The organism is Leekyejoonella antrihumi, from assembly GCF_007845645.1.
Lineage (GTDB): Bacteria > Actinomycetota > Actinomycetes > Actinomycetales > Dermatophilaceae > Leekyejoonella > Leekyejoonella antrihumi.
On the sequence record NZ_VCQV01000017.1, the window covers coordinates 70,762 to 96,264 of the forward strand.

21 protein-coding genes and 1 other RNA gene are annotated in these 25,503 nt (G+C 67.6%); 6 read left to right on the forward strand and 16 right to left on the reverse strand.

From position 1 onward, the window contains the following. Positions 1-7: 7 nt before the first annotated feature. Positions 8-748 carry an enhanced serine sensitivity protein SseB C-terminal domain-containing protein gene (locus FGL98_RS13030; RefSeq protein ID WP_186526157.1) on the forward strand — a complete coding sequence of 247 codons (741 nt, stop codon included), beginning with the start codon at positions 8-10 and terminating at the stop codon, positions 746-748. An 84-nt stretch (positions 749-832) separates the two neighbouring features. Here the strand turns inward: FGL98_RS13030 and FGL98_RS13035 are convergent, their stop codons facing one another. The 9 genes from FGL98_RS13035 to FGL98_RS13075 all read right to left on the reverse strand — a co-directional run bounded on the left by FGL98_RS13035 (position 833) and on the right by FGL98_RS13075 (position 11,525). Next, the gene (locus tag FGL98_RS13035; RefSeq protein WP_146317203.1) at positions 833-2,587 is read right to left on the reverse strand and encodes a DEAD/DEAH box helicase; all 1,755 of its coding nucleotides are present in this window, start codon (positions 2,585-2,587) and stop codon (positions 833-835) included. 100 nt (positions 2,588-2,687) lie between these two features. After that, positions 2,688-3,008 carry a DUF3039 domain-containing protein gene (locus FGL98_RS13040; RefSeq protein WP_146317204.1) on the reverse strand — a complete coding sequence of 107 codons (321 nt, stop codon included), beginning with the start codon at positions 3,006-3,008 and terminating at the stop codon, positions 2,688-2,690. A gap of 72 nt (positions 3,009-3,080) precedes the next feature. Then, positions 3,081-3,299 carry a dodecin gene (locus FGL98_RS13045; RefSeq protein ID WP_146317205.1) on the reverse strand — a complete coding sequence of 73 codons (219 nt, stop codon included), beginning with the start codon at positions 3,297-3,299 and terminating at the stop codon, positions 3,081-3,083. Between the two features lie 99 nt (positions 3,300-3,398). Further along, positions 3,399-5,087 (reverse strand): cyclic nucleotide-binding domain-containing protein, encoded by a 1,689-nt coding sequence (locus FGL98_RS13050; protein WP_146317206.1) that lies wholly within the window; start codon positions 5,085-5,087, stop codon positions 3,399-3,401. Between the two features lie 57 nt (positions 5,088-5,144). Beyond that, the gene (locus FGL98_RS13055) at positions 5,145-5,498 is read right to left on the reverse strand and encodes a hypothetical protein (RefSeq protein ID WP_146317207.1); all 354 of its coding nucleotides are present in this window, start codon (positions 5,496-5,498) and stop codon (positions 5,145-5,147) included. 152 nt (positions 5,499-5,650) lie between these two features. Next, the gene (locus FGL98_RS13060; protein ID WP_186526158.1) at positions 5,651-6,067 is read right to left on the reverse strand and encodes a GNAT family N-acetyltransferase; all 417 of its coding nucleotides are present in this window, start codon (positions 6,065-6,067) and stop codon (positions 5,651-5,653) included. A gap of 351 nt (positions 6,068-6,418) precedes the next feature. Further along, positions 6,419-9,364, reverse strand: a complete 2,946-nt coding sequence (locus FGL98_RS13065; RefSeq protein ID WP_146317209.1) for an ATP-binding protein — start codon at positions 9,362-9,364, stop codon at positions 6,419-6,421. A gap of 43 nt (positions 9,365-9,407) precedes the next feature. Further along, positions 9,408-9,974, reverse strand: coding sequence for a YqgE/AlgH family protein (locus FGL98_RS13070; RefSeq protein WP_146317210.1), 567 nt, complete (start codon positions 9,972-9,974; stop codon positions 9,408-9,410). 48 nt (positions 9,975-10,022) lie between these two features. Beyond that, positions 10,023-11,525 carry a DEAD/DEAH box helicase gene (locus FGL98_RS13075; protein ID WP_246136533.1) on the reverse strand — a complete coding sequence of 501 codons (1,503 nt, stop codon included), beginning with the start codon at positions 11,523-11,525 and terminating at the stop codon, positions 10,023-10,025. Between FGL98_RS13075 and FGL98_RS26330 the strand changes: the two genes are divergently transcribed. Continuing rightward, the gene (locus FGL98_RS26330; protein WP_246136534.1) at positions 11,517-12,461 is read left to right on the forward strand and encodes a hypothetical protein; all 945 of its coding nucleotides are present in this window, start codon (positions 11,517-11,519) and stop codon (positions 12,459-12,461) included. The genes FGL98_RS13075 and FGL98_RS26330 overlap by 9 nt on opposite strands. Before the next feature lie 142 nt (positions 12,462-12,603). Here the strand turns inward: FGL98_RS26330 and FGL98_RS13080 are convergent, their stop codons facing one another. From FGL98_RS13080 to FGL98_RS13095, 4 genes are all read right to left on the reverse strand, one after another. Continuing rightward, complete coding sequence (locus FGL98_RS13080; protein ID WP_146317211.1) at positions 12,604-14,040, reverse strand: NAD-dependent malic enzyme; 1,437 nt, start codon at positions 14,038-14,040, stop codon at positions 12,604-12,606. Positions 14,041-14,182: 142 nt separating this feature from the next. After that, a complete protein-coding gene (locus FGL98_RS13085) occupies positions 14,183-15,310 on the reverse strand; it encodes an ABC transporter substrate-binding protein (protein WP_146317212.1) in 1,128 nt (375 codons plus the stop codon). 79 nt (positions 15,311-15,389) lie between these two features. Further along, positions 15,390-16,268, reverse strand: a complete 879-nt coding sequence (locus FGL98_RS13090; protein ID WP_222432161.1) for an ABC transporter permease — start codon at positions 16,266-16,268, stop codon at positions 15,390-15,392. A 23-nt stretch (positions 16,269-16,291) separates the two neighbouring features. Next, positions 16,292-17,248, reverse strand: coding sequence for an ABC transporter ATP-binding protein (locus FGL98_RS13095; RefSeq protein ID WP_222432162.1), 957 nt, complete (start codon positions 17,246-17,248; stop codon positions 16,292-16,294). A 77-nt stretch (positions 17,249-17,325) separates the two neighbouring features. Here FGL98_RS13095 and FGL98_RS13100 point away from each other — a divergent pair, with 77 nt between their 5' ends. Together FGL98_RS13100 and FGL98_RS13105 are read left to right on the forward strand one after the other, a co-directional pair. Then, positions 17,326-18,933: an ATP-binding protein gene (locus tag FGL98_RS13100; RefSeq protein WP_146317214.1), complete on the forward strand. Its 1,608-nt coding sequence runs from the start codon at positions 17,326-17,328 to the stop codon at positions 18,931-18,933. Further along, positions 18,930-19,625, forward strand: a complete 696-nt coding sequence (locus FGL98_RS13105; RefSeq protein ID WP_146317215.1) for a response regulator — start codon at positions 18,930-18,932, stop codon at positions 19,623-19,625. Before FGL98_RS13100 ends, FGL98_RS13105 begins: the two co-directional genes overlap by 4 nt. A gap of 115 nt (positions 19,626-19,740) precedes the next feature. On the opposite strand, the gene ssrA is transcribed toward FGL98_RS13105, so the two are convergent. The 3 genes from ssrA to FGL98_RS13120 form a co-directional block, all read right to left on the reverse strand. Then, positions 19,741-20,108: a transfer-messenger RNA gene (gene ssrA, locus FGL98_RS13110) on the reverse strand. A gap of 160 nt (positions 20,109-20,268) precedes the next feature. Beyond that, positions 20,269-21,546: a class I SAM-dependent methyltransferase gene (locus tag FGL98_RS13115; RefSeq protein ID WP_146317216.1), complete on the reverse strand. Its 1,278-nt coding sequence runs from the start codon at positions 21,544-21,546 to the stop codon at positions 20,269-20,271. Beyond that, positions 21,543-22,934, reverse strand: coding sequence for an FAD-binding oxidoreductase (locus FGL98_RS13120; RefSeq protein ID WP_146317217.1), 1,392 nt, complete (start codon positions 22,932-22,934; stop codon positions 21,543-21,545). Before FGL98_RS13120 ends, FGL98_RS13115 begins: the two co-directional genes overlap by 4 nt. A gap of 216 nt (positions 22,935-23,150) precedes the next feature. Between FGL98_RS13120 and FGL98_RS13125 the strand changes: the two genes are divergently transcribed. After that, positions 23,151-23,777 carry a TetR/AcrR family transcriptional regulator gene (locus FGL98_RS13125; RefSeq protein ID WP_146317218.1) on the forward strand — a complete coding sequence of 209 codons (627 nt, stop codon included), beginning with the start codon at positions 23,151-23,153 and terminating at the stop codon, positions 23,775-23,777. A gap of 127 nt (positions 23,778-23,904) precedes the next feature. Then, positions 23,905-25,470 carry a DHA2 family efflux MFS transporter permease subunit gene (locus FGL98_RS13130; RefSeq protein ID WP_146317219.1) on the forward strand — a complete coding sequence of 522 codons (1,566 nt, stop codon included), beginning with the start codon at positions 23,905-23,907 and terminating at the stop codon, positions 25,468-25,470. The last annotated feature ends 33 nt before the right edge of the window (positions 25,471-25,503 follow it).

A 25,503-nucleotide genomic window follows, 5' to 3' on the forward strand; every position in this document is an offset into this window, starting at 1 on the left:
GATGCCGATGGAACAGCACGTGGAGCAAGAGCTGACCGACGTCGAACGCCTGCTGGCCGACGCCATCGAGCACCCCGGCGAGCCGCGGCCACGGGCCAGGTTCACCCGGGCGCTGCTGAAGTCCACGGTCCTGGTGCCGGGTCAGGACGAGAGCGACGGGTTCGCACCCCTTGCTCTGAGCGACGCGGACGGCAACCCGATGGTGGCGTTCTTCACCTCGGCCGCGCCGATGGAGCTCGCCCTTTCCCATCTGGGGATCACCGAGGTGCGCGTGGCTGAGCTGCCCTGCGAGGAGTTCTGGACGACCTCGGTGGCCCACAACACGGGCACGACGCTCAATCCGATGTCGGCTCTCGCCAAGCCCTACCCGGTCACCGAGATGTCCGACCTGCTCCGCGGGGTGCCCGAGGGCACGGCAGTGCGCGAGATGGACGCGGGCGAGACCTACCACGTGAGCGCCCCGCAGGAGGTGCCGGGCGAAGTGCTCGCGGCGCTCACCGAGCACCTGGACTCGCTCGATGGGGTGCAGCAGGCGACCCTCGCGTGGATGCGGCGCCCCGACGGCCTGCAGGGCTACCTGCTGGTGGTCGTCACCGACCTACCCCAGGAGCGAGTCGTGGCAGGCATGCGGCAGATCGTGCCGCTGCTGGCCGGCCAGACCATCGACGTGCTGGTCGACCCGGTGGGCAGCACGCAGGATCGAGCGCCCGGGATCAAACCCTTCTATCCCGCCGAGTGGAGCAGATAACACTCGAGTGGAGTACAAACATGTGCTCCACTCGACATGTGCTCCACTCGACGCTGAGGTGCTCCACTCGACGGAGGTGAGCCGTCAGCGACGGCCGACGAACCAGCGGCGGATCAGGTCGATGCGTTTGGTGACCTCCTGCGACGTCGCCCGGTCCAGCGTCGGCCCACCACCGGAGCTGCGCAGATCGTTGTGAATGACGGCGTGCGCCAGCCCGGTCTTGCGCGCGTAGGCGGCGACCAACGAGTTCAGCTCCTTGCGCTGCGCCGCGAGCGCACGGTGCGCGGCGACTGGTTGGTCGGCCTTGCGCGTGCGTCCCGCCTTGACCTGCTTGCTCTGCCGCTGGCGCAGCAGGTCGGACATCTGGTCGGGCTCGAGCAGGCCGGGTAGGCCGAGATACTCCTGCTCGTCCGCGCTGCCCACCTCGGCGCCGAGGCCGAACTGCTGCGCGTCGAAGAGCACGTGGTCGAACTCGGCCGCCGACTCCAGCGCCTCGAACGCCAGGTGCTCATCGTCGGGTCCGAGCGCCTTCTCCGAGCGGTTCGCCTCGGCGAGCAGCCCCTCCTCCTCGGACCAGATGGAGTCATCCTCGCGCTTCGGCCGGTCCAGCGCGTGGTCGCGTTCCTCCTCCAGTCGGGCCGCGTGCTCGAGGATCAACGGAACGCTCGGCAGGAAGACAGAGGCGGTCTCACCGCGGCGCCGGGCACGTACGAACCGGCCGATGGCCTGCGCAAAGTAGAGCGGCGTCGACGTCGACGTCGCGAAGACGCCGACGGACAGCCGCGGCACGTCGACGCCCTCGGAGACCATGCGGACGGCGACCATCCAACGATCTTCGGATTCGGCGAACTCCTCGATGCGCGACGACGATCCGGAGTCGTCGGACAGCACGACCGTCGGTTTGGTGCCGGTGATCGCCTCCAGGTTTCGGGCGTAGGACCGCGCGGCGGTCTGGTTGGACGCAATCACCAGGCCACCGGCATCCGGCATGTGCCGCCGCACCTCGGTCAGCCGCCGGTCGGCGGCACGCAGCACCGACGGGATCCACTCGCCCTTGGGGTCCAGAGCCGTGCGCCAGGCCGCGGCGGTTGCGTCCTTGGTCAATGGCTCACCGAGGCGCGCCGCGACCTCGTCACCGGCACTGGTGCGCCATCGCATCGCGCCGCCGTAGGCCATGAACAGCACCGGGCGGACCACGCCGTCACGGAGCGCCTCGGCATATCCGTAGCTGTAGTCGCTGGCCGAGCGCCGGATCCCGTCGCTGCCCTCCTCATACCGGACAAACGGGATCGGGCTGGTGTCGGAGCGGAACGGGGTCCCGGTCAGGGCAACCCGGCGGGTCGCCGGGTCGAACGCCTCCCGGATCGCGTCACCCCAGGACCGGTTGTCGCCGCCGTGGTGGATCTCGTCGAGGATGACCAGCGTCGGCGCAGACGTCGTGCGCGCCCGGTGCAGCGCCGGCCGGCTGGCCACGCCGGCATAGGTCACGGCCACCCCGTCGAAGTCGGCCGTGTGCTGCTGCTGGGCATTGGTGAACCGTGGGTCGATGTTGATGCCGACCCGCGCCGCAGCGTCGGCCCACTGGGTCTTGAGGTGCTCGGTCGGGGCGACAATCGTCAGCTGCTGGACGACGCCGCGCTGCATCAGCTCGGTTGCCAGTCGCAGCGCGTAGGTCGTCTTGCCGGCCCCCGGCGTCGCCACCGCGAGGAAGTCGCGCGGCTGCTGCTCCAGATAACGCTCCATGGCGGCCGCCTGCCAGGCGCGCAGCTTACTCGCAGTGCCCCAGGCCGCTCGTTCTGGGAAGGCCGGTGACAGGTGCGATGCGGCCGAGGTACTCATAGGCCAACGAGCCTAACCCCGCGGACCGCCGGACGTGGCCAGGGCCCACCGTATGTCGGTGGGCCCCTCGTGATCTCGACCGCTTCGGCCGGATCGGCGCTCAGGACGGCTTGTCGCCACCATCCTGCGGCGCCCGAAGCCCGTCATAGATTTCTTTGCACATCGGGCAGACGGGGAACTTCTGCGGATCCCGGCCGGGCACCCAGATCTTGCCGCAGAGGGCGGTGACGGGGTCGCCGGACAGGGCGCTCTCCAGGATCTTCTCCTTGCGCACGTAGTGCGAGAAGCGCTCGTGGTCGCCGGGCTCCTGGAGCTGCTCCTCGACCTGCTCCCGCTCAAGGACGGCCGTCGTGGTCTGCGGTCCCTGCGGCTCCGGAGCCGGCGCAGAGGGTCGGTTGGGGTCATCGAGAGGAGTACTCATAGCCACTCAGTGTATGCGGCGCGGCCGGCCGCATGGCAGGCGTTCCGGAGCACTGACCGGTCCCGGCCCAGCTCAGCTGTCCTCGCCGTCCATGCGAAACCCGACCTTGAGGCCCACCTGCAGATGCCCGACCGCACCATCCTCGATGTGCCCGCGGATCTGCGTGACCTCGAACCAGTCGAGGCCGTGCAGGGTCTTCGACGCCCGCCCGATCGCGCTCGCAATCGCGTCGTCGACACTCTCACTGGATGTGCCGACGATCTCGGTGACTCGGTAGGTGTGTGCGGTCATGGTGTCCTCCTGGTGGCAGTCGTGACCCGATCGTTGCACGGTCCGAGGGACAAGGACAGCTCCCGGACCTCTGCGCAGCCGACGCCGCTGGGTCTCAGGTCATTCACCGTCGTCGTCACGAGAGATCCGGACCACGGCGAGCAGCTCTGCCCGCTCGGCACTGGCCGGGTTGCCGCCGACCGCGGAGAGGAACTCGGCCCGGTCGAAGGCGAGCGTCTCGAGGGCGCCCGACGCTGTCACCGTCGCCGTCCGTGGCACCGAGCGCAGCAGGGCGATTTCGCCGAAGCCGTCACCACGGCCCAGCGCAGGACGCGGCTCGCCATCGACGGTGACCGCGGCGGCACCCGACGCGATCAGATAGAAGGTCTCGCCGGGCTCCCCCTGCACCACTACCCGATCACCGTCTTGGTGGCTCGCTCGCCGGGCCGTGGCGAACAACTGCTCGACTGTCACCAACGGCAATGGTTGAAACACCGGAAATGCCTGCACCAGCGCGAGATCTGGACCGGGCTCGGGCGTCGACCGGTCGATGCGAAGGCCCTGCGGTGCGTAGCAGGCCGCAAGCAGCACCAGCAGCACGCCGGCCACCAGCAGAATCGGCAGCGTCCCGGGGGTGTGCGCCAGCCCCGGAGCCGCAATCGCGCCGAGTCCGACGCCGGCGAACACGACGAGCTCCAGGGCGCCGAGCGCCGCGGGTGCCACTCGAGGCCCCACCACCCGCGGGATCAAGGTGAACGCTGCACTGTCCTCGATGGCATTGCCGAGACCGACGACACCCAGCGCCACGTAGGCCGTGGCGGTGGTCGGCCACAACCCGAGCGCCACCAGCGGCAGACCCCACAGGGCGACGCCCACCACTAAGCAGCGCGCGAGCCGGGTCACCCGCAGCACCCGTCCCGCCAGTACCCCGCCGACAAGCCCGCCAATGCCAATCGCCGCGGTGAGCCAGCCCACCGAGTTCTGCTGCAGCGAAAGGATGTCCAGGGCCAACACGACAGTCAAAACGAGCAGCAGCCCGCGAGTGAACGACTGGACGAACCCCATCAACACTGCGCCCGCCGGCGACACAACGGTGCACAGCGAGCGAGCGCCGGTCGCCAGGTCGGCGGCAAGATGCCGCTGTCGACCGCGCTCGGGTGCCGGCGGCATGGCGGTGTGGAGCCTCCGCAGCGCGAGGTAGGCGAACGCCATGATGCCAGCCGAGACCGCAAGCGTGACGCCGGGATCGCTGACGGCAAGGACCGCTCCGCCGATGATCGGTCCGACGAGGCCGCCGGCGTTCTCCAGGACCGTCGCTCCCACGTTCGCGGCGCTGAGCTGGGCAGGTGTGCGCACGAGCCAAGGCATGTTCGCAGCCTGGATCGGACGGTACGAACCGGAGAGGGCACCCGCAGCCGCGACCAGCATCAGCACCAGCGCGGACGGGCCGTGCAGGACTATCAAGGCAGCCGCCAGAGCCAGCAGGATCGTGCGCACCCCGAGCAGCCAGCGCATCAACCGGTCGCTGCGCACGTGCGGGCAAAGTCCCACCAGCAACGGCGTGGCGAGCATCCCCGGGAGGGTGGTGGCCACACCGTACGCAGCGACGAGGCCGGCCCCGTCGGTGTCGAACGTCCACACCAGCATCGCCACCCGGCATACGAGTCCGGCGGTGACCGACAACCCCCAGCCCCGGGTCAGCCGACCCACGTCCGGTAGGCCTGGCGGCGCGCCCAGCGCCGTGGCAACGCTCGACGCGCCACCGCCCCCGGCCACCCACCGAGGTCTATGCAGGGCGTGCGCGGTCATCGACTCAGTCCCTGGTGCGGGACCGCGAACGACGGCGTCGGCGCGACTGCCGCGTACTCATCGAGCCTCCTCCTCGTTCTCCGCCGGTGACGACCCGCTCGTGCGGGTGCGCAGGATCCGCGCAATGAACTCGCACAGGGCAGCCCGGTCCTCGAACCGCGTCGCCTCTCCGCTCACGACGTGCTCCACCCGGCCGGAACACGACCCGCCCGGGTCGACGCCGGAGCCGGCGCGAAACTGCAGCACGAAGGACCGATTCACCGGAAGGCTCACCGACTGCTCGGGATCGATGGGCCGTGACGACTGATTCATGACCCCATCGATGCTAGAACCGATGCCGTCCGAAGTCCTTCGGAAGTTCTTCGGGTTCGGACCCTCGGTGGCGGCCAGGTCGGTGCACGTGAGCGTCATTTGTTGGATTCTGACGCCCCCTCAACGTCCATCCGTGGGCGTGCCATCGTGTCGTATGCCGCATCTCTTGTGCGGTCGGGGGTAGATCACCGTCGGCGGATCGCCCTACGGAGCAGGTCGTGCAGCAGTGCAGAGCTCACCCGTCGGGACGTTCATCCCCGCCGGTACTCCACTTCGTTTGCGCCCTCCCAAACACGCCGGGCAGCACCCGAAGCGCGCCACCGGCGCACTTCGTAGAACCGACGTGCGTGAGCGTTCGCTTCCAGGACCCACAGGTGCGTGGTGTTCGTTGCCGTGTTGATGAGAGTTGTTCCGACGCCTGTCCCGGCAGCTTCGGGACGGACGTAGAGGGCATCAAGCTCATCGCTGTGCCATGCGACGAATCCGATCGTGCGGCCGCCTTCTTGGGCCAAAGCAACCCGACCGGTGTACGTCGCCCAGCGTGTTCGGGTCTCCCCGCGCGGAAACGGGCCGTCGGAGATGTGCGCATATGCTGCGGTGGCCGATTCCTCGTGAATCGCGGCCAATTCGGCTGCAACCCTTGCGTTCACGGTGTCGAGCTCGATCACCGTCAGAGTCCTACTCACACCACGCGAGACTACGCCGCTGTGAGCCGCCACATGATGCACGCGCTTACGTGAGTCAACACACGGATCTGCCGCGTCATCCAGATCGCAATTCTCAGCCCTTCGACCCCGTTCTCAGGCGAAAAACTGCGATCTCGACGAGTATCCCGAAGATCCAGGTCAACGCCTGCCGGGTACCTGCGTACATGACTCCGCGCCACCGGTAGATGATGAACGCGAATGGCCCCCTGTCGAGCGATCAGAGCCTCAGAGTTCATCGACAAACGACGCGGCCGTTCACCGACGTTGCCACGGCGCCGTTGGCCCGAAGAAGGCAGCGGGCCCACCGAGCGCTCACGTCAACTGGTCGAGGACGGCACGGGCATTGACCAGGTCGTGGGTGTCGTGGCCCTCGGTGAAGGTCTCGTAGACGCCGGCGAGCAGCTCTCGCGCAACACGAACCTGGCCCCGCGCCTGCCGGAACCGAGCAAGGCTGGTCGCGGCGCGCAATTGCAGCCCACGGATCTGCCGGGTGCTCGCCAGCTCCAGCGCCCTGGACAGGGCTTCCTCCGCCTCGGCGGCGCGCTCGGCGCCGTCGAGGCGGAGCAGCTCGCCACGCAGCCGCCACAGCTCGGGTTCGCTCTGAACCGTGCGGGTACGGCCGATCGCGTCCAGCCCGGACCTGGTCGCGGCGAGCCCGCCGGCCACGTCGCCGGTGGCCAGGCAGAGCTCGGCGGCAAGCCGCTGGTGCAGCGACTCACCGATGCCTGCCAGGCCGGTCCAGCGGGCCGCACCCTGCCGGAGCCGCTCCAACCCCGTCTCGGGGTCACCAAGAACCCCGATCGCCCAGCCGTCCAGCACGGCGGCGCCTGCCCGCCAGATCTCCAGGTCGTGCCGACTGCAGACGGCCACCAGCTGTCCGGCCAGCCGGCGGACCCGTGCAGCATCCCCGCACAACAGCTGGATGACCGCGGCGAACCACAGCGCGCGGGCCAGACCGGCCGGCACCCCCTGGCTATGTGCGCGGTCGAGTGCGGCGTCGGCATGGGCCCGGGCCTGGTCGGCAAAACCGAGCTGCCACAGCGCCAGGCCGCCGTAGAGGTGCGCGGCGACCTCCATCTCGTCACCGACGATCGCCGTGAGATCGGCGTGGTCCACCCTTTCGCAGGTGTCCAGCATCCGTTGCGCACGATCCCACATCGACGCATATCGGCCACTGCGGCTGTCTGCTCGGATGCGCAGCAGATCCGCGACCAGCGCAGCGGCGTCGTCGTCGCTTTCCTGCACCACCCCATCGATGCGGTTCAGGCATCCGCGCATACTCGACTCGTCGCCCTCCATCAGGGCCGCGTTGTATAGTCCGAGCAGCGCGGCGACCAGCCCGGGCACATCGCCCTGCGCATCCGCGAGCTGCTGCAGCCGTAGGCACGCATCCCGCGCCTCCGGCCGGCGCCAACCCCAGGTGGCGGCGGCGCTGACGACCTCGCTGCGGCGCAGTGCCAGCTCCAGCTGGGATCGCACTGCCGGGTCATCCATCCGGTCGAGCAGGTCAAGACCGCGGTGGGCGTGCGCGTGCGCCTCGGGGTATGCCGACCGCCCCGCCGCCGTGGTCGCCGCCGCGACAGTCCACCGAAGCGCCGACGGGTAGTCACGCCCGCGCTCGAAATGCAGGGCGAGCTCGCCCGCGACCTGTGCCGCACGCGCGCCGTGCACCGCCGTCAGTCGGGTGCCGATCGCGCGGTGCACGGCCGCGCGACGCGCCGGCCCCAGCCGCTCGTAGAGGATCTCGCGGTACATCTGATGGGTGAACCGGTATCGGGCTGCGGCGGTTCCATCCGGCCACTCGACGGCGCCCAGGAACCGCAGCAGCGACCCTGGTCGCGCCAGCCGCCCGCACTGCTCCTCCACCTGCACCACCGCCATCTCCCCCGGCCCGTCGGCCAAGGCGCTGCTCACGACGTCGGCGGCGAACTCCATACCTGCCGCGGAGGCCGCCTCCAACATGGTCCGGTCGGCCTCCTCGAGAGCATCGATCTGCTGCTCCAGCATCAACCGCACCTCGCTCGGGACACCGAGCGAGGTGAGCCGTTCGGCCGTGTCGACACCGCCACCGGCGTCAGGGTCTTCGACCAGCAGCCGAGCGCGAAGCAGGTGCTCGCAGAGCGCCACCATGAACAGGGCATGACCCTCCGTTCGCTCGTGCACGCCCGCGATGAGTCGGGGCGTGGGCACCCGAGGGGCGAACCGGGCCGAAAGGTAGGCGGAGACGTCACCAGCGGACAGCAGCTCCAGAGCGAGCTGACCGGCGAGTCCGCGAGCCCGCAGGTCCTGCACGACTCGGTGGACCGGGTGTTCCCGTGCGATGACGTCGGCCGGCCGGAAGGTGGTGAGCACCAACAGCCGCGCCGGCTCACGCCGTCTCGCCAGGAAGGACAGCAGCTCCACGGTCGCCCGGTCCGCATCATGCAGATCCTCAAGCACTAGCAGCAACGGACGCAGCGCGCTGACCTGCTCCATCGCCACCGCGAACTCGCGCAGCATGCGCGGAGTGGAGGCACGGCCGACCCGTTGCCGCAGCGCGGCCAGCTCGGTGTCGGTGAACAGCTCGGGAAGCTGCAGCAGCCAGCTGGCGGCCGAGCGTTGCAGGACCTCGGTCACCGCGGCGGTCCGCGGTCCTCGCCATAGGTTCGCCATCGCCTGCAGCGCCGGCAGGTACGGCTCGCCCGGACCAACCAGATCCACGCACTGGCCGCGGCCAACGAGCGGAAGAGGATCGTCGAGACGAAGCTCATCCACGAACGCATCGACCAGTGCCGTCTTGCCGGTGCCGGCTTCCGCGACGACAAAGCCGGTCTGCCGCTGTCCGTCGAGCGCGTCCTTCCACCAACGGTGCAGGACCGCGAGCTCACGTCTTCGTCCCACGAGCAACGGGGCCGGGCGCCCCCGCTCCGGTGGTGCGCTGGAAACGTCGGCGACCAGCCGGTAGCCGCGTCGATGGACGGTCGCGATGAACCGTGCGTCATGGGCGTCGTCGTCGAAGGCGTGGCGCAGCTCGTTGATGCACACGGACAGGACCGCGTCCCCGACATACCCGCTCGGCCAGACCGTATCCAGCAGGTCCTGCTTGGCGATCACTTCGCCGGCGCGGTCGATCAGAAGCGCAAGAACCTCCGCCGCCTTCGGTCGCAGCAGCACCGTGTCCCCATTGCGCCAGAGCCGACGGGTCGTGCGATCGAAGCGGAAATCTCCGACATAGCGGGCGCCGCCCCCAGCGGCGCTCGCAGGCTGCGCCTCCGCCATCCGACCAGAATAGTCCGGCCGGCCCGTCACCGGGCGGAGTCATTCAGTTCATCGACGGGTCGGCCGGGAAGGACGCGGCAAAGGCCATGCTCCCCCGTTGCCGCCGCAGGACTTGGGTCCACAGGGTCTGCGGACTCCCGCTGAAGGCATCCCGTGCCTCCTGATCCGCAACGAACCAGTGCCCGGAACGCAGCTCCTGGTCCAGCTGGCCGCTGCCCCAACCGGAATACCCGGCGAAGATCCGCAGCGCTGACACCTCGGGCATGACGACGGGCGGCGGCGCGTCCAGATCGACCAGCGCTACCCCTCCGAAGAGCCGCTGAATGCCAAGGCTCTCCGCGTCTCCCGGCATGCTGACCAGGCCCATGGCCGTGTCAAGCGCCACCGGGCCGCCTTGGAAGATCAGCCCGGGGTCGCTGACATGAGGCTGCCAGGCCGGCAGCACGGCGTCGACCTTGGCGTCCAGAGGGTGGTTCAGCACCAGCCCGTGGGCACCGTCGTCATCGTGATGGAGCACGAGCACGACGCTGCGGTCGAAGATGTCGTCCGGGTCGGCCTCCCCTCCCTCACGAGGGACGGCAACCAGCAGGCGCCCGGTCAAGTCATCCACGACACCATTATGTGCCGGTATGCCGTGTCCGGGCTCGCCTGCCGGCGCTCAGTCCTGGCTGCGTCGGGCGTAGCCACCCTCACGGCCGCTGCCTGCACGGTCGCGGTCCTGGCGCGGTCGGCTGTCGCGGCCGCCATAGCCACCGCGGCCGGAGCGACTCTCACCGTCGCGACCCCGATTCCCTCCACGGCCACCCTGGTAGCCACCGCGTCCACCGCTGTAGCCGCCACGGCTGCCCCCTGGCCTACCCGGCCCGCGACCCTTGCGGACCGGGGTCAGGATCGCCTGCAGGTCGTGCTCGGAGATGGCTCGTCCCTCGGGCGTGCTGCCACCGGTGGCCCGGATGACCTCGTCGCCGGGCCGCGCGCGCACCAGGTCGGCGTCGACGCCGGCCTCGTCCAGCAACCGGCGCATCATCTTGCGCTGGTGCGGCAGGGTCAGGCTGACGACCGTCCCGGCCTCACCCGCACGCGCCGTGCGGCCGGCTCGGTGCAGGTAGTCCTTGTGGTCTGCGGGCGGGTCAACCTGCAGCACGACGCCCACCTCGTCGACGTGGATGCCGCGCGCTGCGACGTCCGTGGCGACGAGCACGGGGACCCGGCCGTCCTTGAACGCTGCCAGCACCTTGTTGCGCTGGCCTTGCCCCAGACCACCGTGCAAGGCCGCGGCGAGCACACCCTTGTCACGCAGTTCGCTGGCGACTCGGTCCGCACCGAGCTTGGTGCGGACGAAGACCACCGTCCGGCCCTCGCGGTTGGTGACCTCTGCGATGACGGCCTTCTTGTCCCTCGGCTCGATGAGCAGTGGGTGGTGCGCCATCGTCGAGATGCTGGCCGTCCCGTCGTCGGTGGAGTGCTCCACCGGGTCGGTCAGGTATCGCTCGACGACCGTGTCGATGCCGCGGTCCAGCGTGGCCGAGAAGAGCAGCCGCTGACCATTTTCGGGAATCAGGTCGAGGATCTCGGTGATCGCCTCGAGGAAGCCCATCTGGGCCATGTGGTCGGCCTCGTCGAGGACCGCGATCTCCACCCGGGACAGGTCCGCTGCACCGCGCTCGATCAGGTCGGAGAGCCGCCCCGGTGTGGCGATCAGCAGGTCGACGCCACGCTCCAGCGCCGACAGTTGCGGCTCGTACGGCATGCCTCCGGCAACCAGCTTGTGGCGCAGGCCGATCACGTGCACCAGCGGCTGCAGCGCATCGCTGACCTGCATGGCGAGCTCCCGCGTCGGCACGAGGACGATGGCGCGTGGTTGGTGGGCCCGAGCGTGGCCGCCGGCCGCAAGACGGGTCAGCAGGGGTAGGCCGAACGCCAGGGTCTTGCCCGAGCCCGTCCGCCCGCGCCCGAGGACATCTCGTCCGGCGAGTGCGTCGGGGATGGTCGCTTCCTGGATCGGGAAGGGCTGGGTGATGCCGTCACGAGCGAGTCGCTCGCAGAGGACCGTCGGCACCCCGAGGTCGTCAAAGCTCTTACCGTTCAGTCCCACTGGCGCCGCCTTCACATCGTTGGCCGACGACTCCTGCTTGGCAGCGGGAACCTCGGTGTGCGCCACCTGGGGTGCACGGTCTTCGTTCTGGTTGAAAGTGTCCCGCTCGACCGGACGGCTGCGCTCTGCACGCTGCTCGTCCCTGTTGTTCCTGCGATCATCTCGGTTGCCGTTGCCGTAACTGCGCCGGTCATCCCGATTGCCGAAACTGCGCCGCTCGTCGCTGCGCCGGTCATCCCGATTGCCGAAACTGCGCCGCTCGTCGCTGCGCCGGTCATCCCGATTGCCGAAACTGCGCCGCTCGTCGCTGCGCCGGTCATCCCGATTGCCGTAACTACGCCGCTCGTCAGTGCGCCGGTCATCCCTGCGGTCATCCCGATTGCCATAGCTACGCCGGTCATCGGTGCGACGGTCATCCCGATTGCCGAACCTACCCCGCTCGTCAGTGCGCCGGTCATCCCTGCGGTCATCCCGATTGCCATAGCTACGCCGGTCATCGGTGCGACGGTCATCCCGATTGCCGAACCTACCCCGCTCGTCACTGCGCCGGTCATCCCTGCGGTCATCCCGATTGCCATAGCTACGCCGGTCATCGGTGCGACGGTCATCCCGATTGCCGAACCTACCCCGCTCGTCAGTGCGCCGGTCATCCCTGCGCTCGGGAGCACGTCGGTCATCTCGACCAACGGCGGTCCGCTCGGGTCGGCCGCGGCTCACATCGCGATCGTCGCGGGTCCGCCCACCCTGGGAGCGGCGCACCGGGGAACGCTGAGCCTCCAGCTTTTGGGCCCGGCTCCACCGCGCCTTCTTCGGAGCGGCACTACGCCCACTGTTGTTCTGCTTCATCGGCATCCCATCGAGTTGTCGGCGCATGGCACACCAAAGGCATGGCATGGGGCCACATCATCTGCTGTGGCCCGACTGCTCGAGGGTTTGCTCGGCGCCGAAGAATTGGATCTCGGCGCTCACAGGACAATCGATGAGGAACGCAAGATCGCGTGACTGAAGAGTCAAGCATACCGGGTGCCGACGGTGCTCCCGACCGCGCCGCCCGCAATCCGGGGCATTCAGCACGTGAGATGCGCCACTCGGCAATCCGGGCGCGCCGGCAAGCGCCCCGAGAGGCCGACCGCCCCCGAGCCGACTACGAGGACGCGGGCGAGGTGGCCTGTGCCTCTTCCTGCTCCAACCGGATCGCCTCGACCACGGCGGCCGCAACGTCCTTGGCGACGTCTGCGTGGAAGACACTCGGCACGATGTAGGCCGGGTTGAGCTCATCTCGCGTCACGACATTCGCCAGTGCCTCGGCTGCAGCGAGCATGACCGCATCCGTGACGTCGGTCGCCTGCGCGTCCAGCAGCCCACGGAACACCCCCGGGAAGACGAGCACGTTGTTGATCTGGTTGGCGAAGTCGCTGCGACCCGTCGCCACGACCGTGGCATGCTGGGCCGCCTCGTTCGGGTCGACCTCCGGCTCCGGATTTGCCAGGGCGAAGACGATCGAGTCGTGGGCCATGGTCGCAATGTCGTCGCCGGTCAACAGGTTTGGCGCCGAGACCCCGATGAAGACGTCGGCGTCCTTGAGAGCATCCTTGAGCGTCCCCACAACGTGCCGCGGGTTGGTGTGCTCGGCGATCCATTGCAGGTCCGGGTGGTTGCCGTCGCAGACATCCTCACGGTCCGCAGTCACGATGCCGTTGATGTCCGAGATCACCACATCGCGCGCACCCGCGCGCACGAGCAGCCGAGTAATCGCGGTGCCGGCGGCGCCCGCGCCGCTCTGCACGACCCGCACCTCGCTGAGGTCCTTGTTCACGACGCGCAGCGCGTTGCGCAGTGCGGCGAGCGCGACGATCGCGGTCCCGTGCTGGTCGTCATGGAAGACCGGGATGTCCAGCTCCTCCCGCAACCGCTTCTCGATCTCGAAGCAGCGCGGTGCCGAGATGTCCTCCAGGTTGATGCCGGCGAACGCCGGCGCGATGGCCTTGACGGTCCGGACGATCTCGTCGGAGTCCTTGGTATCCAGGCAGATCGGGAACGCGTCGATGTCGGCGAACCGTTTGAACAGGGCGGCCTTGCCCTCCATGACCGGCAATGCGGCGAGCGGACCGATGTCACCGAGCCCCAGGACTGCCGTGCCGTCGGTGACCACCGCGATGGTGTTGCGCTTGATGGTCAGCCGGCGAGCGTCCTCCGGCTTCTCGGCGATCGCCATGCAGACTCGCGCGACGCCTGGCGTGTAGATCATCGACAGGTCGTCACGGTTGCGGATCGGCACCTTCGACTCGATCTTCAGCTTGCCGCCGAGGTGCGCGAGGAACGTCCGGTCGCTGACCTTGTTGATGTGCACGCCTTCGACCGCGCCCATGGCGGCAACGAGCTCGTCCGCATGCCCACCATCACGGGCGGCCGCGGTCACGTCGATGCTCAGTCGGGCGTTGTCCGACGACGTGATGTCGAGGGCCGTGATCAGGCCACCCGAGCGTTCGACGGCGGTTGTCAGCTCACTGACGGCGGTGGCCCGGCCGGGCAGTTCGAGTCGGACGGTGATGGAGTTGGACACGGAAGGCATGGCGCTCATGGAGACATTCTGTCCCTAGGCCGCCCGATATCGTACCCGGGTCCGCAATGCAGGCCCCGCCGCGACAATGGGCGCAGGGAACTGCCGGTGCCCAGCCACGCGACGGTCACGTGGCTGGGCACCGGCCCCACACCGCACCTGCTCAACCTGCGGCACCCGCCGGCTTCGTGGTCATCTTGAAGCCCTCGAGCGTGTTGGCCTTGATGGCGTAGGTGTTGGTGAAGGTGTTTGCCAGGGTCACCTTGCCGACGTCCACACCGAGCACCTTTTCCATGGCGTAGATGGTCTTGGGGCCACCGGCGGGCATGATGCCGTCGGGCAGGAACTGGTCCTTGTCGGTCTTCAGCCCGGCGATGTACTGGGCCTTGCTGATCGTGCTGTTGGACACGTACTGCTGGGGCATCTTGGCCGCGATGTCGGCCGCGGAGTGGGTGGCGATCCAGTGCATCGTGGCGACGAGGGCGTCCACGACCTTCTGGGTGGCGTCCGGGTGCGACTTGACCCAGTCGGCCCGAGCGAGCACGCCGGCCGCCGGCCATGCCCCACCGAGGGCCGCGGTGGCGCCCTTCGTGGTGGCGAGGTCGATCGCCGGGTAGCCGACGTGCTGGGACTCGATCGCACCGACAGTGGGTTGAGTGGTCATGACGCACTGCGCGGTATGCCGCTGGAGGGCCGCGATAGCGGTCGCGCCGGCGCTGACGGCGAGAGTCTTGTACTGGTTGTGCGCAATGCCTTTCTGGTGGGCCAGGAACTGAGTCAGCTCGTCGGTGCCCGAGCCGAGGTCCGTGACACCGAGGGTCTTGCCCTTGAAGTCCGCGGCGGAGTGCACCCCGCTGTTGTTCGCGCACATCTCGCGCTCTCCCGGGGCGCCGGACAGCTGCGCCACGTTGATGACGTCCTTGCCCTTCGACTGGAAGTCGATGGTGTGGATGTACCACGCGCCGGCCATGTCGACCTGTCCGGAGGCCATCGCCTCCTCGGCGCCGACACCGCCGTTCTGCTCGGTCGAGAGCTTGACGTTCACTCCGTACTTCTTGTAGAAGCCGAGGTCCTGCGCGAGCTGGTAGGGCAGGTAGATCTGCTTGTCGATACCTCCGACCATCAGCGAGACGGTGGGCACGGAGCCTCCGGCCGCCGCCTGTTTGGCGGACGCTCCCGAACCGCTGCTCGCACCGGCCGAGGCCGTGGCGCCCGAACCGCTGCTTCCACAGGCCGTCAGTCCGATCCCGAATGCCGCGATCGCGGCCACGCCTATCGCACGCTTGTACATGGGGTGTTCCTTTCGTTGGTCACGCTGGAGATGGGGGGGCCGGCACCGAGTGAGATGCGTGCCGGCCGCACTGGAAAGCTCAGATCGCTTGCGCCTCGGTCCGGCTCGGTGGTCGCCAGGAGAGGACGCGCTTCTCGAGAATGCTGAGGAGCGACTCCGCGACAAGGGTGATGACAGCCATCAGGATCATCGCGGCGAACACCGTGTTCGGGTCGAAGTGCCCCTGCGCCTGCACGATGATCAGGCCGATGCCGGCCTGCGATCCGAGAACCTCACCCACGAGCGCGCCGATGATCGCGAACCCGAAGGCCGTGTGCAGGCTGGCGATGATCCAGGTGAGAGCCGACGGAATGGTCACGTGCCGGGCCACCTGCAGGGGGGATGCGCCGAGTACCCGGACGTTGGCGACCAGGTCCTGGTTGACCTCACGGACACCCTGGAAGGCGTTGAAGAACACGATGAAGAACACCAGGACCGCGGCGAGCAGCACCTTGGGAAAGGTTCCGAGCCCGAAGGCCACCACGAAGATCGAGCCCAGGATGATCCGGGGCACGGAGTTCAGCGCCTTGATGTAGGGGCTGCAGATGTCGGACAGCAGCCGGTTCTGGCCGAGCAGCAGCCCGAAGATGATCCCTCCGACGGTGCCGAGCAGGAAGCCGAACACCGCCTCCTTGAGCGTCACTGCGAGGTTGAACCAGATCGATCCGAAAGCGGTGCCGTTCGTGAAGAGGCTGACCAGGGCCTGCCAGATCATCGACGGCTGACCGTAGAAGAATTTGTCGACCACACCCGTCGCGGTGGACACCTGCCAGCCGCCGATCAAAATGATGGGCAGCAGGATTCGGCCCAGCCACATGCGGGCGGCGTGCCGCCGGCGGGCGCGACGCGTGGCCGCGCGGATTCCCTCCTCGGTCTCCTCGACTCCGACCGATCTCCGGCTCGCGTCAACTGTGCTCATGCTCGTTCCTGCCGCTGTCGTGGTCATGCCGCGCCCGCCGTTCGTGCGTACGCGCGCTGGACCTCGTCCTTCAGTGACGCCCAGATTTGGTTCTGCAGCTCCAAGAAGCGCTGCTCATGCCGGATGTCCTGCACCTCGCCACGTGGCCTGGGCAGGTCGATCTCGAAGCTCTCCTTGATGGACCCGGGGCCGCTGGTCATGATCAGAACGCGGTCCGAGAGTGCGACCGCCTCGTCCAGGTCGTGGGTGATGAACAGCACCGACGGGCGCGACTGCTCCCAGAGGCCAAGTAGCTCGGTCTGCATGATCGCCTTGGTCTGCACGTCCAGCGCACCGAACGGCTCGTCCATCAATAGGATCCTCGGCTCGTTGATCAGCGCCGCCGCCATCGCAACCCGCTTGCGCATGCCGCCGGACAGCTGATGCGGATAACGGTCCTCGAACCCGGTCAGCCCGACCCTGCGCAACCAGTCGCGGGCCAGCGCGATGGCATCCTTCTTGGCCATTCCGGCGAGCGTTGGGCCGATCATGACGTTGCCCAGCACGGTCTTCCAGGGGAAGAGCGCATCGGCCTGAAACATGAAACTGACACCCTTGGTGATCCCGGTGACCGGCCGACCGCCGACCGCGACGGATCCGGCGCTCGGGCGCTCGAGGCCCGACACCTGGCCGAGGGTGGTCGACTTGCCACAGCCGGTGGGTCCCACGATGGCGCAGAACTGCCCGGGCTCCACGGTGAACGTGACATCCCGGATAGCGGTGAACGGCTCACCGGTCGGGGTGACGAATCGTTTCGTCAGCCCGGTGATCTCTATGCGTGCCGCCTCCTGCGCGTGTGACGTGTCTGTCGCCGCCGGAGCACTTTTGGCGAACTTCTTGCCGACCATGTGCAACTCCTCTCGTTCGGTCTTGCCAGCCGAGCGTAGGAAGGTGACCTCGGTCACGTCGCCGTTGCGCCCATACGTCGTAGATCTCCGCATTGATAGGGCTTTTGCGCATTCTGCGCACGCGTCCGGACCTTGTCGGCACCGGTGTTTGCGCGCCACAATGAGCGCACATGCCAAACCGGACGCGCAGGCTCTCCAGCCAGATCTTCATAGGCCAGCTGGCCATCCTCGTTGTGACGATGGTCGTCGGGTTCGTCCTGTTCGCCCGGTCCGAGCGCTCCCATCTGGACAGCCAGTTCGAGTCTCGTGCGGCCGCCATCGCCGAGGCCACCGCCGGTGTCCCCACGATCCGCAGCTGCATGGCGACGAACGGGCCCGGGTGCGCGGCAACCGTCCAGGACATTGCGACGGGGATCGCGCACCAGTCCGGCGCCTCCTACGTGGTGGTCATCGACATGCACCGGGTCCGGCACTCGCACCCCGACCCTGCCCTCATCGGGCAGAAGGTCGCCGAGCCCATCGTCACCAAGGACGGGAGAGTGCACACCGGGATCGACAACGGCAGCACCGGCCGGTCGGCGAACGGCAAGGCACCGCTCTACGGGCCGAATGGCACCATGGTGGGAGAGGTGTCTGCCGGCATCCAGGAGAGTTCGGTGTCCAGCGCCTTGTGGCACGAGCTCCCCTCGTACGCGGTGTGGTTCGCGATCGCTCTCGCGGTCGGCGTGCTGGCCTCCTGGGAGGTCGCCCGGAGGCTGAAACGGCGAACGTTCGGTCTCGAGCTCGACGAGATCGCCCGACTGCTGCAGGAGCGCGAAGCGACGCTGCACGGCATACGCGAGGGTGTCATTGCGTTCGACGAGGACGGGCGGGTCAGCGTGGTCAACGACGAGGCGCAGCGGCTGCTCGGACTCAAGGCTGGGTCGGCCGGGGGTCAGTTGGAGAATCTGCTCCCGGCAGGCGGGCTGCGCGATGCGCTGACTCGAGAGCGCACCGAGCTGGATGGCATCGTGCTCACGGACGACTTTGCGCTGGTGATCAACCGGATGCCGATCACGCTGGCCGGGCACCCGCACGGTGCGGTCGTCACGCTCCGTGACCGCACCGAGATCTCCGGTCTGCTGCGTGAGCTGCACGGCGAACGGGGGCTGACCGACTCGCTGCGCGCGCAGCAGCACGAGTTCGTCAACCGGATGCACACCGTGGCGGGTCTTCTGGAGCTCGGTTGCACCGATGAGGCGCTCAGCTATGCACTCGAGGTGCGTGGCACCGCCGCCGAGTTCGACAACACCCTGCGCGCCCACATCGGTGCCCCTCAGATTGTCGGGCTGCTCCTGGGCAAGGCCGCTGAGGCCGGCGAACGCGGGGTCGAGCTGACGATCTCACCCGCAACCTTGATCGGCAGCTCCCCGGAGAACCTGCAAACGCTGACCACCATCATCGGCAATCTCATCGACAACTCGTTCGAGGCGCTCACTCGGGTGCCTGCGCCGCGGCGGGTGACCCTTGAGCTCCTGGAGGCGGAGGACGTGGTGACCATCGCGGTGACCGACAACGGCCCCGGCCTGCCACCGGGCGCGAGCCAGCTGGTGTTCCGGGACGGTTACAGCACGAAGGCGGGGCCGGATCGGCGCGAGGGCGGGCTGGGCCTTGCGCTGGTGCACCGGCTGGTGACCCGTCTGGGAGGCAGCATCGAAGCTACCGAAGGCCCCGGCGCTCGCTTCACGGTCCGACTGCCGAGCCATCGCGACAGGGTGGAAGGTGGCGGACCATCATGAGCACCAGTCCGATCCGGGTCGTGGTGGTCGATGACGACTACCGGGTGGCAGGCATTCACGCCGCAATGGTCGGACGGGTTCCGGGCTTCGAAATGGTCGGCACTGCGCACACCGCGCAGCATGCGCTGTCCCTCGTGCGGGCCGACCGCCCCCAGCTGGTGCTGATGGACATCTATCTTCCCGACGGCAGCGGCCTGGATGTCGTCCGGACGCTGCGTGGCGAGCCGCACGCGCCCGATGTCATGGTGATCTCGGCTGCTCGCGATGTCACCGCCGTGCGACAGGCAATGCAGCTTGGTGCCGTCTATTACCTTGTCAAGCCCTTCGGCTTCACCGCCCTGGCCGAGCAGCTCATGGCCTACCAGCGCCTGCAGCGGCACCTCGCCGAAATCAATGGCGAAGCGGCCCAGACCGACGTCGACACGCTCTTCGGAGCGCTGCGACCGCCGTCGATGCCCCAGGCACGACTGGCGAAGGGCCACTCTGCACCCACTCTCGAACTGGTGCAGGGCGCCGTCCGGGCCAGCGGCTCCGATATCTCGGCATCCGAGGTGGCGTCGGCCGTCGGCATCAGCCGGGCCACTGCGCAGCGTTACCTGAACTATCTGGAGCAGCAGGGCGTGGTCCGGCTGCAGCTGAAATATGGATCGGCCGGACGACCCGAGCATCGCTATCGACTGTTCGACCGCTGACACCAGAAGCGAGCTGCGACAGAAAGGAAACGTCGTATCGACGATTTGCTCGGCCGAGCCTGCGAAGCCGGGCAAAGGAGGAGATGCGACCAAAAAGAACGGTGTGACGTGCCGGTGGTGGAGGTGGCGGGAATCGAACCCGCGTCCGCTAACCACGAAGCAAGGCTTCTCCGGGTGCAGTGCGCTATGGATTTTCTCGGCCCCAGGGCTCGCGCGCACACGTTCCCAGACAGGCCCAGTCGAGTAAGAGTCCCGTGCCGCCCCTCGACGTGACGACACAGCAAGCTTCCTAGCTGACGCCAGACACTGGGACGAAAGCTAGCCCAGGCTGACGGACTTCGAGGCTCGCTTAGGCAGCGAGGGCGAAGTCGGTGCGCGTTGAGTTGGCACCTATGGGTTTTGCACGGGGCGTTATCGAGATAACCGTGCATCCTCGACCCGCTTCCCTTACAACGGCGATCAACGTCGAAACCGATCACCCCCAGGCTGCGGGCACGTCACACTGTTCAGTTGTGTCGCATCTCCTCTTGCGCCTCGGCCGATCCAGTCGTGCCGAGCCCGTTGGGCCATGCAAGGCCCAACCCTACTGCTTGAACGCACCACCTCGCGAGTTCATTCCTCGCGTGGTGGTGCGTTCAACCGGTCAGACGCCAAAGTCGTAACGCAACGGGTAGGTCCCCTGCCCGGACGGCGCGATCTTCTCGCCCAGCACTTGGTGCAGCTGGATGTGGTTGCGCTCGAAACCGATCGACGACCCGGCCAGGTAGAGACCCCAGATCTTGGCCGTGGGCAGCCCGGCCTCGCGCACACAGGCGTCCCAGTTCGCGCTCAGGTTCTTGCACCAGGCGCGGCAGGTCTTCGCGTAGTGCTCACGCAGGTCCTCCGCGTGCCGGATCTCGAAGCCCTCATCCTGCATCGCCGAGATGACGGTTCCTACCCCGGTGATCTCCCCATCGGGGAAGACGTACCGGTCGATGAAGCCGCCACGCGTAAGCCCCGGCGCCTTGGTGTCGGGTCGGGTGATGCAGTGGTTGAGCAGGCGTCCGCCCTCGCGCAGCCTGCTGTAGAGGAAACCGAAGTAGGCGGGATAGTTCTTCACTCCGATGTGCTCGGTGAGGCCGATCGAGCTGACCGCATCGAAGCCACCCTCGGTGACGTCGCGGTAGTCCTGGTGGCGCACCTCGGCGCGATCGTCCAGGCCGTCGGCCTTGATCTTCTGCGCCGCCCAGTGCGCCTGCTCCGCCGAAAGGGTCACCCCGAGCGCGGTCACTCCATAGTTCTCGACCGCGTGCCGCACCATTCCACCCCAGCCACAGCCGACATCCAGCAGTCGCATACCCGGCTTGAGCCCGATCTTCTTGCAGACCAGGTCGTACTTGTGCGCCTGTGCCTCCTCGAGCGTGGACCTCTCTGTCGGATAGCAGGCGCACGTGTAGGTCATCGACGGCCCGAGTGCCATCTCGTAGAACTCGTTGCTGACGTCGTAGTGATGGTGGATTGCCTCGGCATCGCGCTTCCGCGAGTGCCGCAGGCCTTCCACCGCGCGCCGCCAGGTCGGCAGGGCCTCCTGCGTGGGCAGCGCCGGAGGCAGCAGGCTGCTCAGGCCGATGGACCGCAGGATCTCGACGACCTCCCCTGGAGACGGGCGTAGCGGGTTGAAGTCGTCCAGGAACAGGGTGAGGAAGTCGTACGGGTCCCCCGGGTCGATCCCCTCGACCAGGAGGTCGCCCTGGATGTACGCCCGCGCAAGCCCGAGCTCACCGGGGGCCGTCGCGAGATAGCGCAGCCCGCGCTCGTTCGTGATGTTGAGCCCGACCTTCGCCGTTGAGTTGCCACCCGTCGACCCGTCATACGCCGTGACCCGGAACGGCACATCCGTTCCGAGCACGCGATCGGAGATCTCACCGATGCTGAGCGTCATCGCCGCTTCACCGCCTTCGTGTAGAGGTCCGGCAGTCGGCCGTCGGGGTCGTACCGGTCCTTGATGGTGTGGTAGGTCCGGCCGCCATACAACGACCAGAACGTCTCTTCTTCGTAGTAGACATCGCTGTAGAGCGATTTATGCCCATCGAGCTCGTGAACCACTCGCTCGATCTTGCGGTTGACGTCGCCGTCCTGCGCGCCTGGCACAATCTCGACCGTCGACCAGAAGCCGACGTTGACATACTGCCTGCCCACTTGCAGTGGGTAGAGCGGCCAGGGCTGAGTCCCGTGGTCCTGATCGCGGACCGCTAGCGGACACAACCAAATCGGCTCGATCGGCACCTCCTTGAGGAACCAGCGGAGGTACTCCTCCGTGCGCTCGAGCGGCAGCTCGACATCCTGAATGACCCGCTCCCTCGGACGCTTACCTCGGCGAGCGTCCACAGCGGCCATCCAGCCGTGCCGCGTCTCGAAGCGGATGACCTTGCTGTAGACGTCGCTGCGCAGGTAGCGCCTGGGCACCAGCCGGCGGAACTTGAGGTTCTGCAGCCCCAGTGCGCGGTTGCACCAGAACCAGTCGGTGTCCCAACGCCAGATGTAGTCCCGAATCGTCAGGTAGTCCTCGGTGCGCTGCTGAATCGAACGGTAGAAGACCTGCTGGCCCGTGTAGTCCGAGGTGTACGGCGCGCTGTCGACGAAGTGGCCGAGCACGAGGAAGCCCTCCTGCTCCGAAAACACCACCCCATCAACGAAGTCGACTGGTTCGTCATCGTGCTGACGGGTAGCGAGCACGGCCTCCAGGCCGGCAACCAGGTCGGCCACATCGGTGAAGCGCACATGCCGAAGGTGGACGTAAGGCTTCACCTCCTCGAGATCGATCTTGATGCGCACCGAGTAGCCCAGAGAGCCGTACGAGTTCGGGAAGGTTCGAAAGAGGTCGGCATGTTCACCATCCGGCGTCGCGGTGACGATCTGACCGGATCCGGTCAGCACGTCGAGCTCACGCACGGACTCGTGCGGCAGACCGTTGCGGAACGACGTCGACTCGATGCCCAGCCCGGTCACTGCCCCACCGAGCGTGATGGTGCGCAGTTGCGGCACCACCTGCGGCATCAGTCCATGCGGAAGCGTGGCATCGACCAGGTCCTCGTAGGTGGTCATCCCCTGCACATCGGCGGTACGGGCCTCAGCGTCGACCTCGATCACGCCGTGCAGCCGCGACACGTCCAAGCCGGGACGCGAGGCCTTCTCGCGCGGCCGGAACAGGTTGGACGTCTTCTTCGCGAGGCGCACCGGCTCTCCCGCAGGTATGCCGGTCAGCTGGCGCTGTAGATCGGCCACCGCCTCGCGGTGCGCCGCCCAGCCGACGATGTGCTCCTGCACCATGTGGACTGCCTTTCGATCGTGATCACAGTTCTCGCCCCAACACCGGTGCTCATAGTCATCCTATGCAATACCGGCGACGGCGCACAGCCTGACCCAAGATTTATACGCTACCGGCAACGGACTTGTGCATCGGCCACGACCGGCGTAGATTTCGATGAAACGAAACAGTTTCGTTCCATTCGTGGCCCAGGCGGCGGATGATCACCGAGGAGAAGTATGAGTGCGCAGGAGCCGGACGGCGGCGGAGCGGGCAAGCGGCGCGTCGTCGGCGACCGCGAGCGCGAGATCTACGCCGGAGCGATCGAGGTGCTGCTCGAGGTCGGATACGACCGGCTCACCTTCGATGCTGTGGCTGCACACGTCCGGGCAAGCAAGGCGACGCTCTACCGCAAGTGGCCGACCAAGGCAGATCTTGTGGTGCAGGCGGTCGAGGAGATGGCTTGCCCGCTAAGGGATTCCGATGAACTTCCCGACATGGGAAATCTGCGATCGGACCTGGAGTGCCACTTCTGCGAGGGCGCAGAGAATGACCAGATGCCGGCGGTGATCGCCGCCGTGCTCCCGGCGTTCCACCGGGACCCCGAGCTCACCTGCGCGTTCAACACCCATTTCATCGAACCCCGCAGGGATGCACTGCACACTCTGCTCGTCCGCGCCCAGGAACGCGGCGAGATCGGCTCCGACGCCGACCTCGTGCTGTTGTCCCAGGTGCTACCGGCCATGAAGTTCGCACACGTCATGGACCACCAGGAACCACCAAACCGAGAATTCATCCTCGCCGTGCTGGACGACATCCTGATGCCCGCCTGCCGGGCCACCCTGGAGCCAGCCACGGTCCTTTAGGACAACAACGGTCCGTATGCCCTGGGACCGTTGTGTCTGAAATACGCACCACCTCGCACTGACGGTGACCTGTCGCCGCCAGGTCGATACCGCACGCCTACATTCGCTCTCGAAAGGAATTACTGCCATGTCGACAGTCGTCGAAAAGGCAGCCGGCGAGAAGGCCGCTCGTGGTTCCAGCCACCTCGGACTTGCTCTCGTCGTCATCGCCTGCGCGCAGTTGATGATCGTGCTCGATGCCACGATCGTGAACATCGCGCTCCCCCACATCCAGACGGATCTGGGATTCTCCGACAGCGGTCGCCAGTGGGTCGTCACGGCCTACGCGCTCTCGCTCGGAAGCCTGCTCCTGCTGGGCGGTCGCCTCGGCGACCTGGTCGGTCGCCGCAGGATGTTCGTCCTCGGCGTGATGATCTTCGCGCTCGCCTCGCTCCTGGGTGGCATTGCCCCCAGCCCGATGCTGCTCATCGCGGCTCGCATTCTGCAGGGTGCCGGCGCGGCCCTGGCCTCACCGGCCGCACTGGCGCTGATCAACACGACCTTTCCTGCCGGCAAACCGCGCAACCGGGCCATGGCGGTGTATGCCGCGATGTCCGGCGCGGGTGCGGCCATCGGCCTGATCCTCGGCGGTGCTCTCACCGAGGCCGACTGGCGCTGGACGTTCTTCATCAACGTCCCGATCGGCCTGTTCGCCGCCATGCTCGCCCCACGCGTGCTGGTCGAGTCCGAAGGCAACGACGGGACGCTCGACCTGCCGGGCGCCGTGACCGGCACCGTCGGCCTGTTCGGCCTCGTCTACGGCCTGTCGCATGCCGCCCAGCAGGGTGCGAGCTGGGGAGACTTCCTGACGCTGGTCCCGCTCATCGGCGGGGTCATCGTGCTCGGCCTCTTCGTGATCGCGGAGTCGCGGGCCAAGCACCCGCTCCTGCCGCTGCGCATCCTCACGGACCGCAACCGCGCGGTCAGCCTGTTCACCATGCTGCTGGTGGGCGCCGGCATGTTTGCCCTGTTCTTCTTCCTCGGCCTCTACATCCAGCAGGTGCTGGGCTACTCGCCGATGAAGTCGGGCATCGCGTTCCTGCCGTTCAGCGCAGGTATGATCGCCTCCGCAGGAGTTGCGTCCAACCTGGTGAGCCGCGTCGACCCACGCTGGATCTCCGGCGTCGGCGGCATCCTGACAACTATCGCGCTGTGGGGCTTCACCCATCTCACCGTCGACAGCGGTTACGCCTCGCACCTGCTGCCCTGGATCCTGGTCATGTCGTTCGGCATGGGTCTGCTGTTCATCCCGCTGACGCTCACCGCGACCGCGCGGATCGACAAGAACGACTCGGGTGCCGCGGCATCCGCGCTCAACACCGCCCAGCAGATCGGTGGCGCGGTAGGCATCGCTGCGCTGTCGACCGTGTTCTCTCATGCGGCGACCGGCAAGAGCCGGGACCTGGTGGCCATGGTGACCAGGCAGGCCGCGGCACACGGTCAGGCGATGCCGCAGACGGCAGCCGGCAAGGCCGCAGCCATGAAACAGTTCCAGGCCCAGTTCGGTGGTCAGATCCAGACCTACGCGTCAACTCAGGCGTTCTGGGTCGCCGCCGCCATGGTCCTGGTCGGCGCCATCGCGACCCTGCTGCTGCTCAGCGTGAAGCACGAGGAGCTTGCCACGGACAATGCCTCGGGGGCACCGGTGAGCTGACCTGGATCGATCAATGTCGGCGGCCCGGCTGGT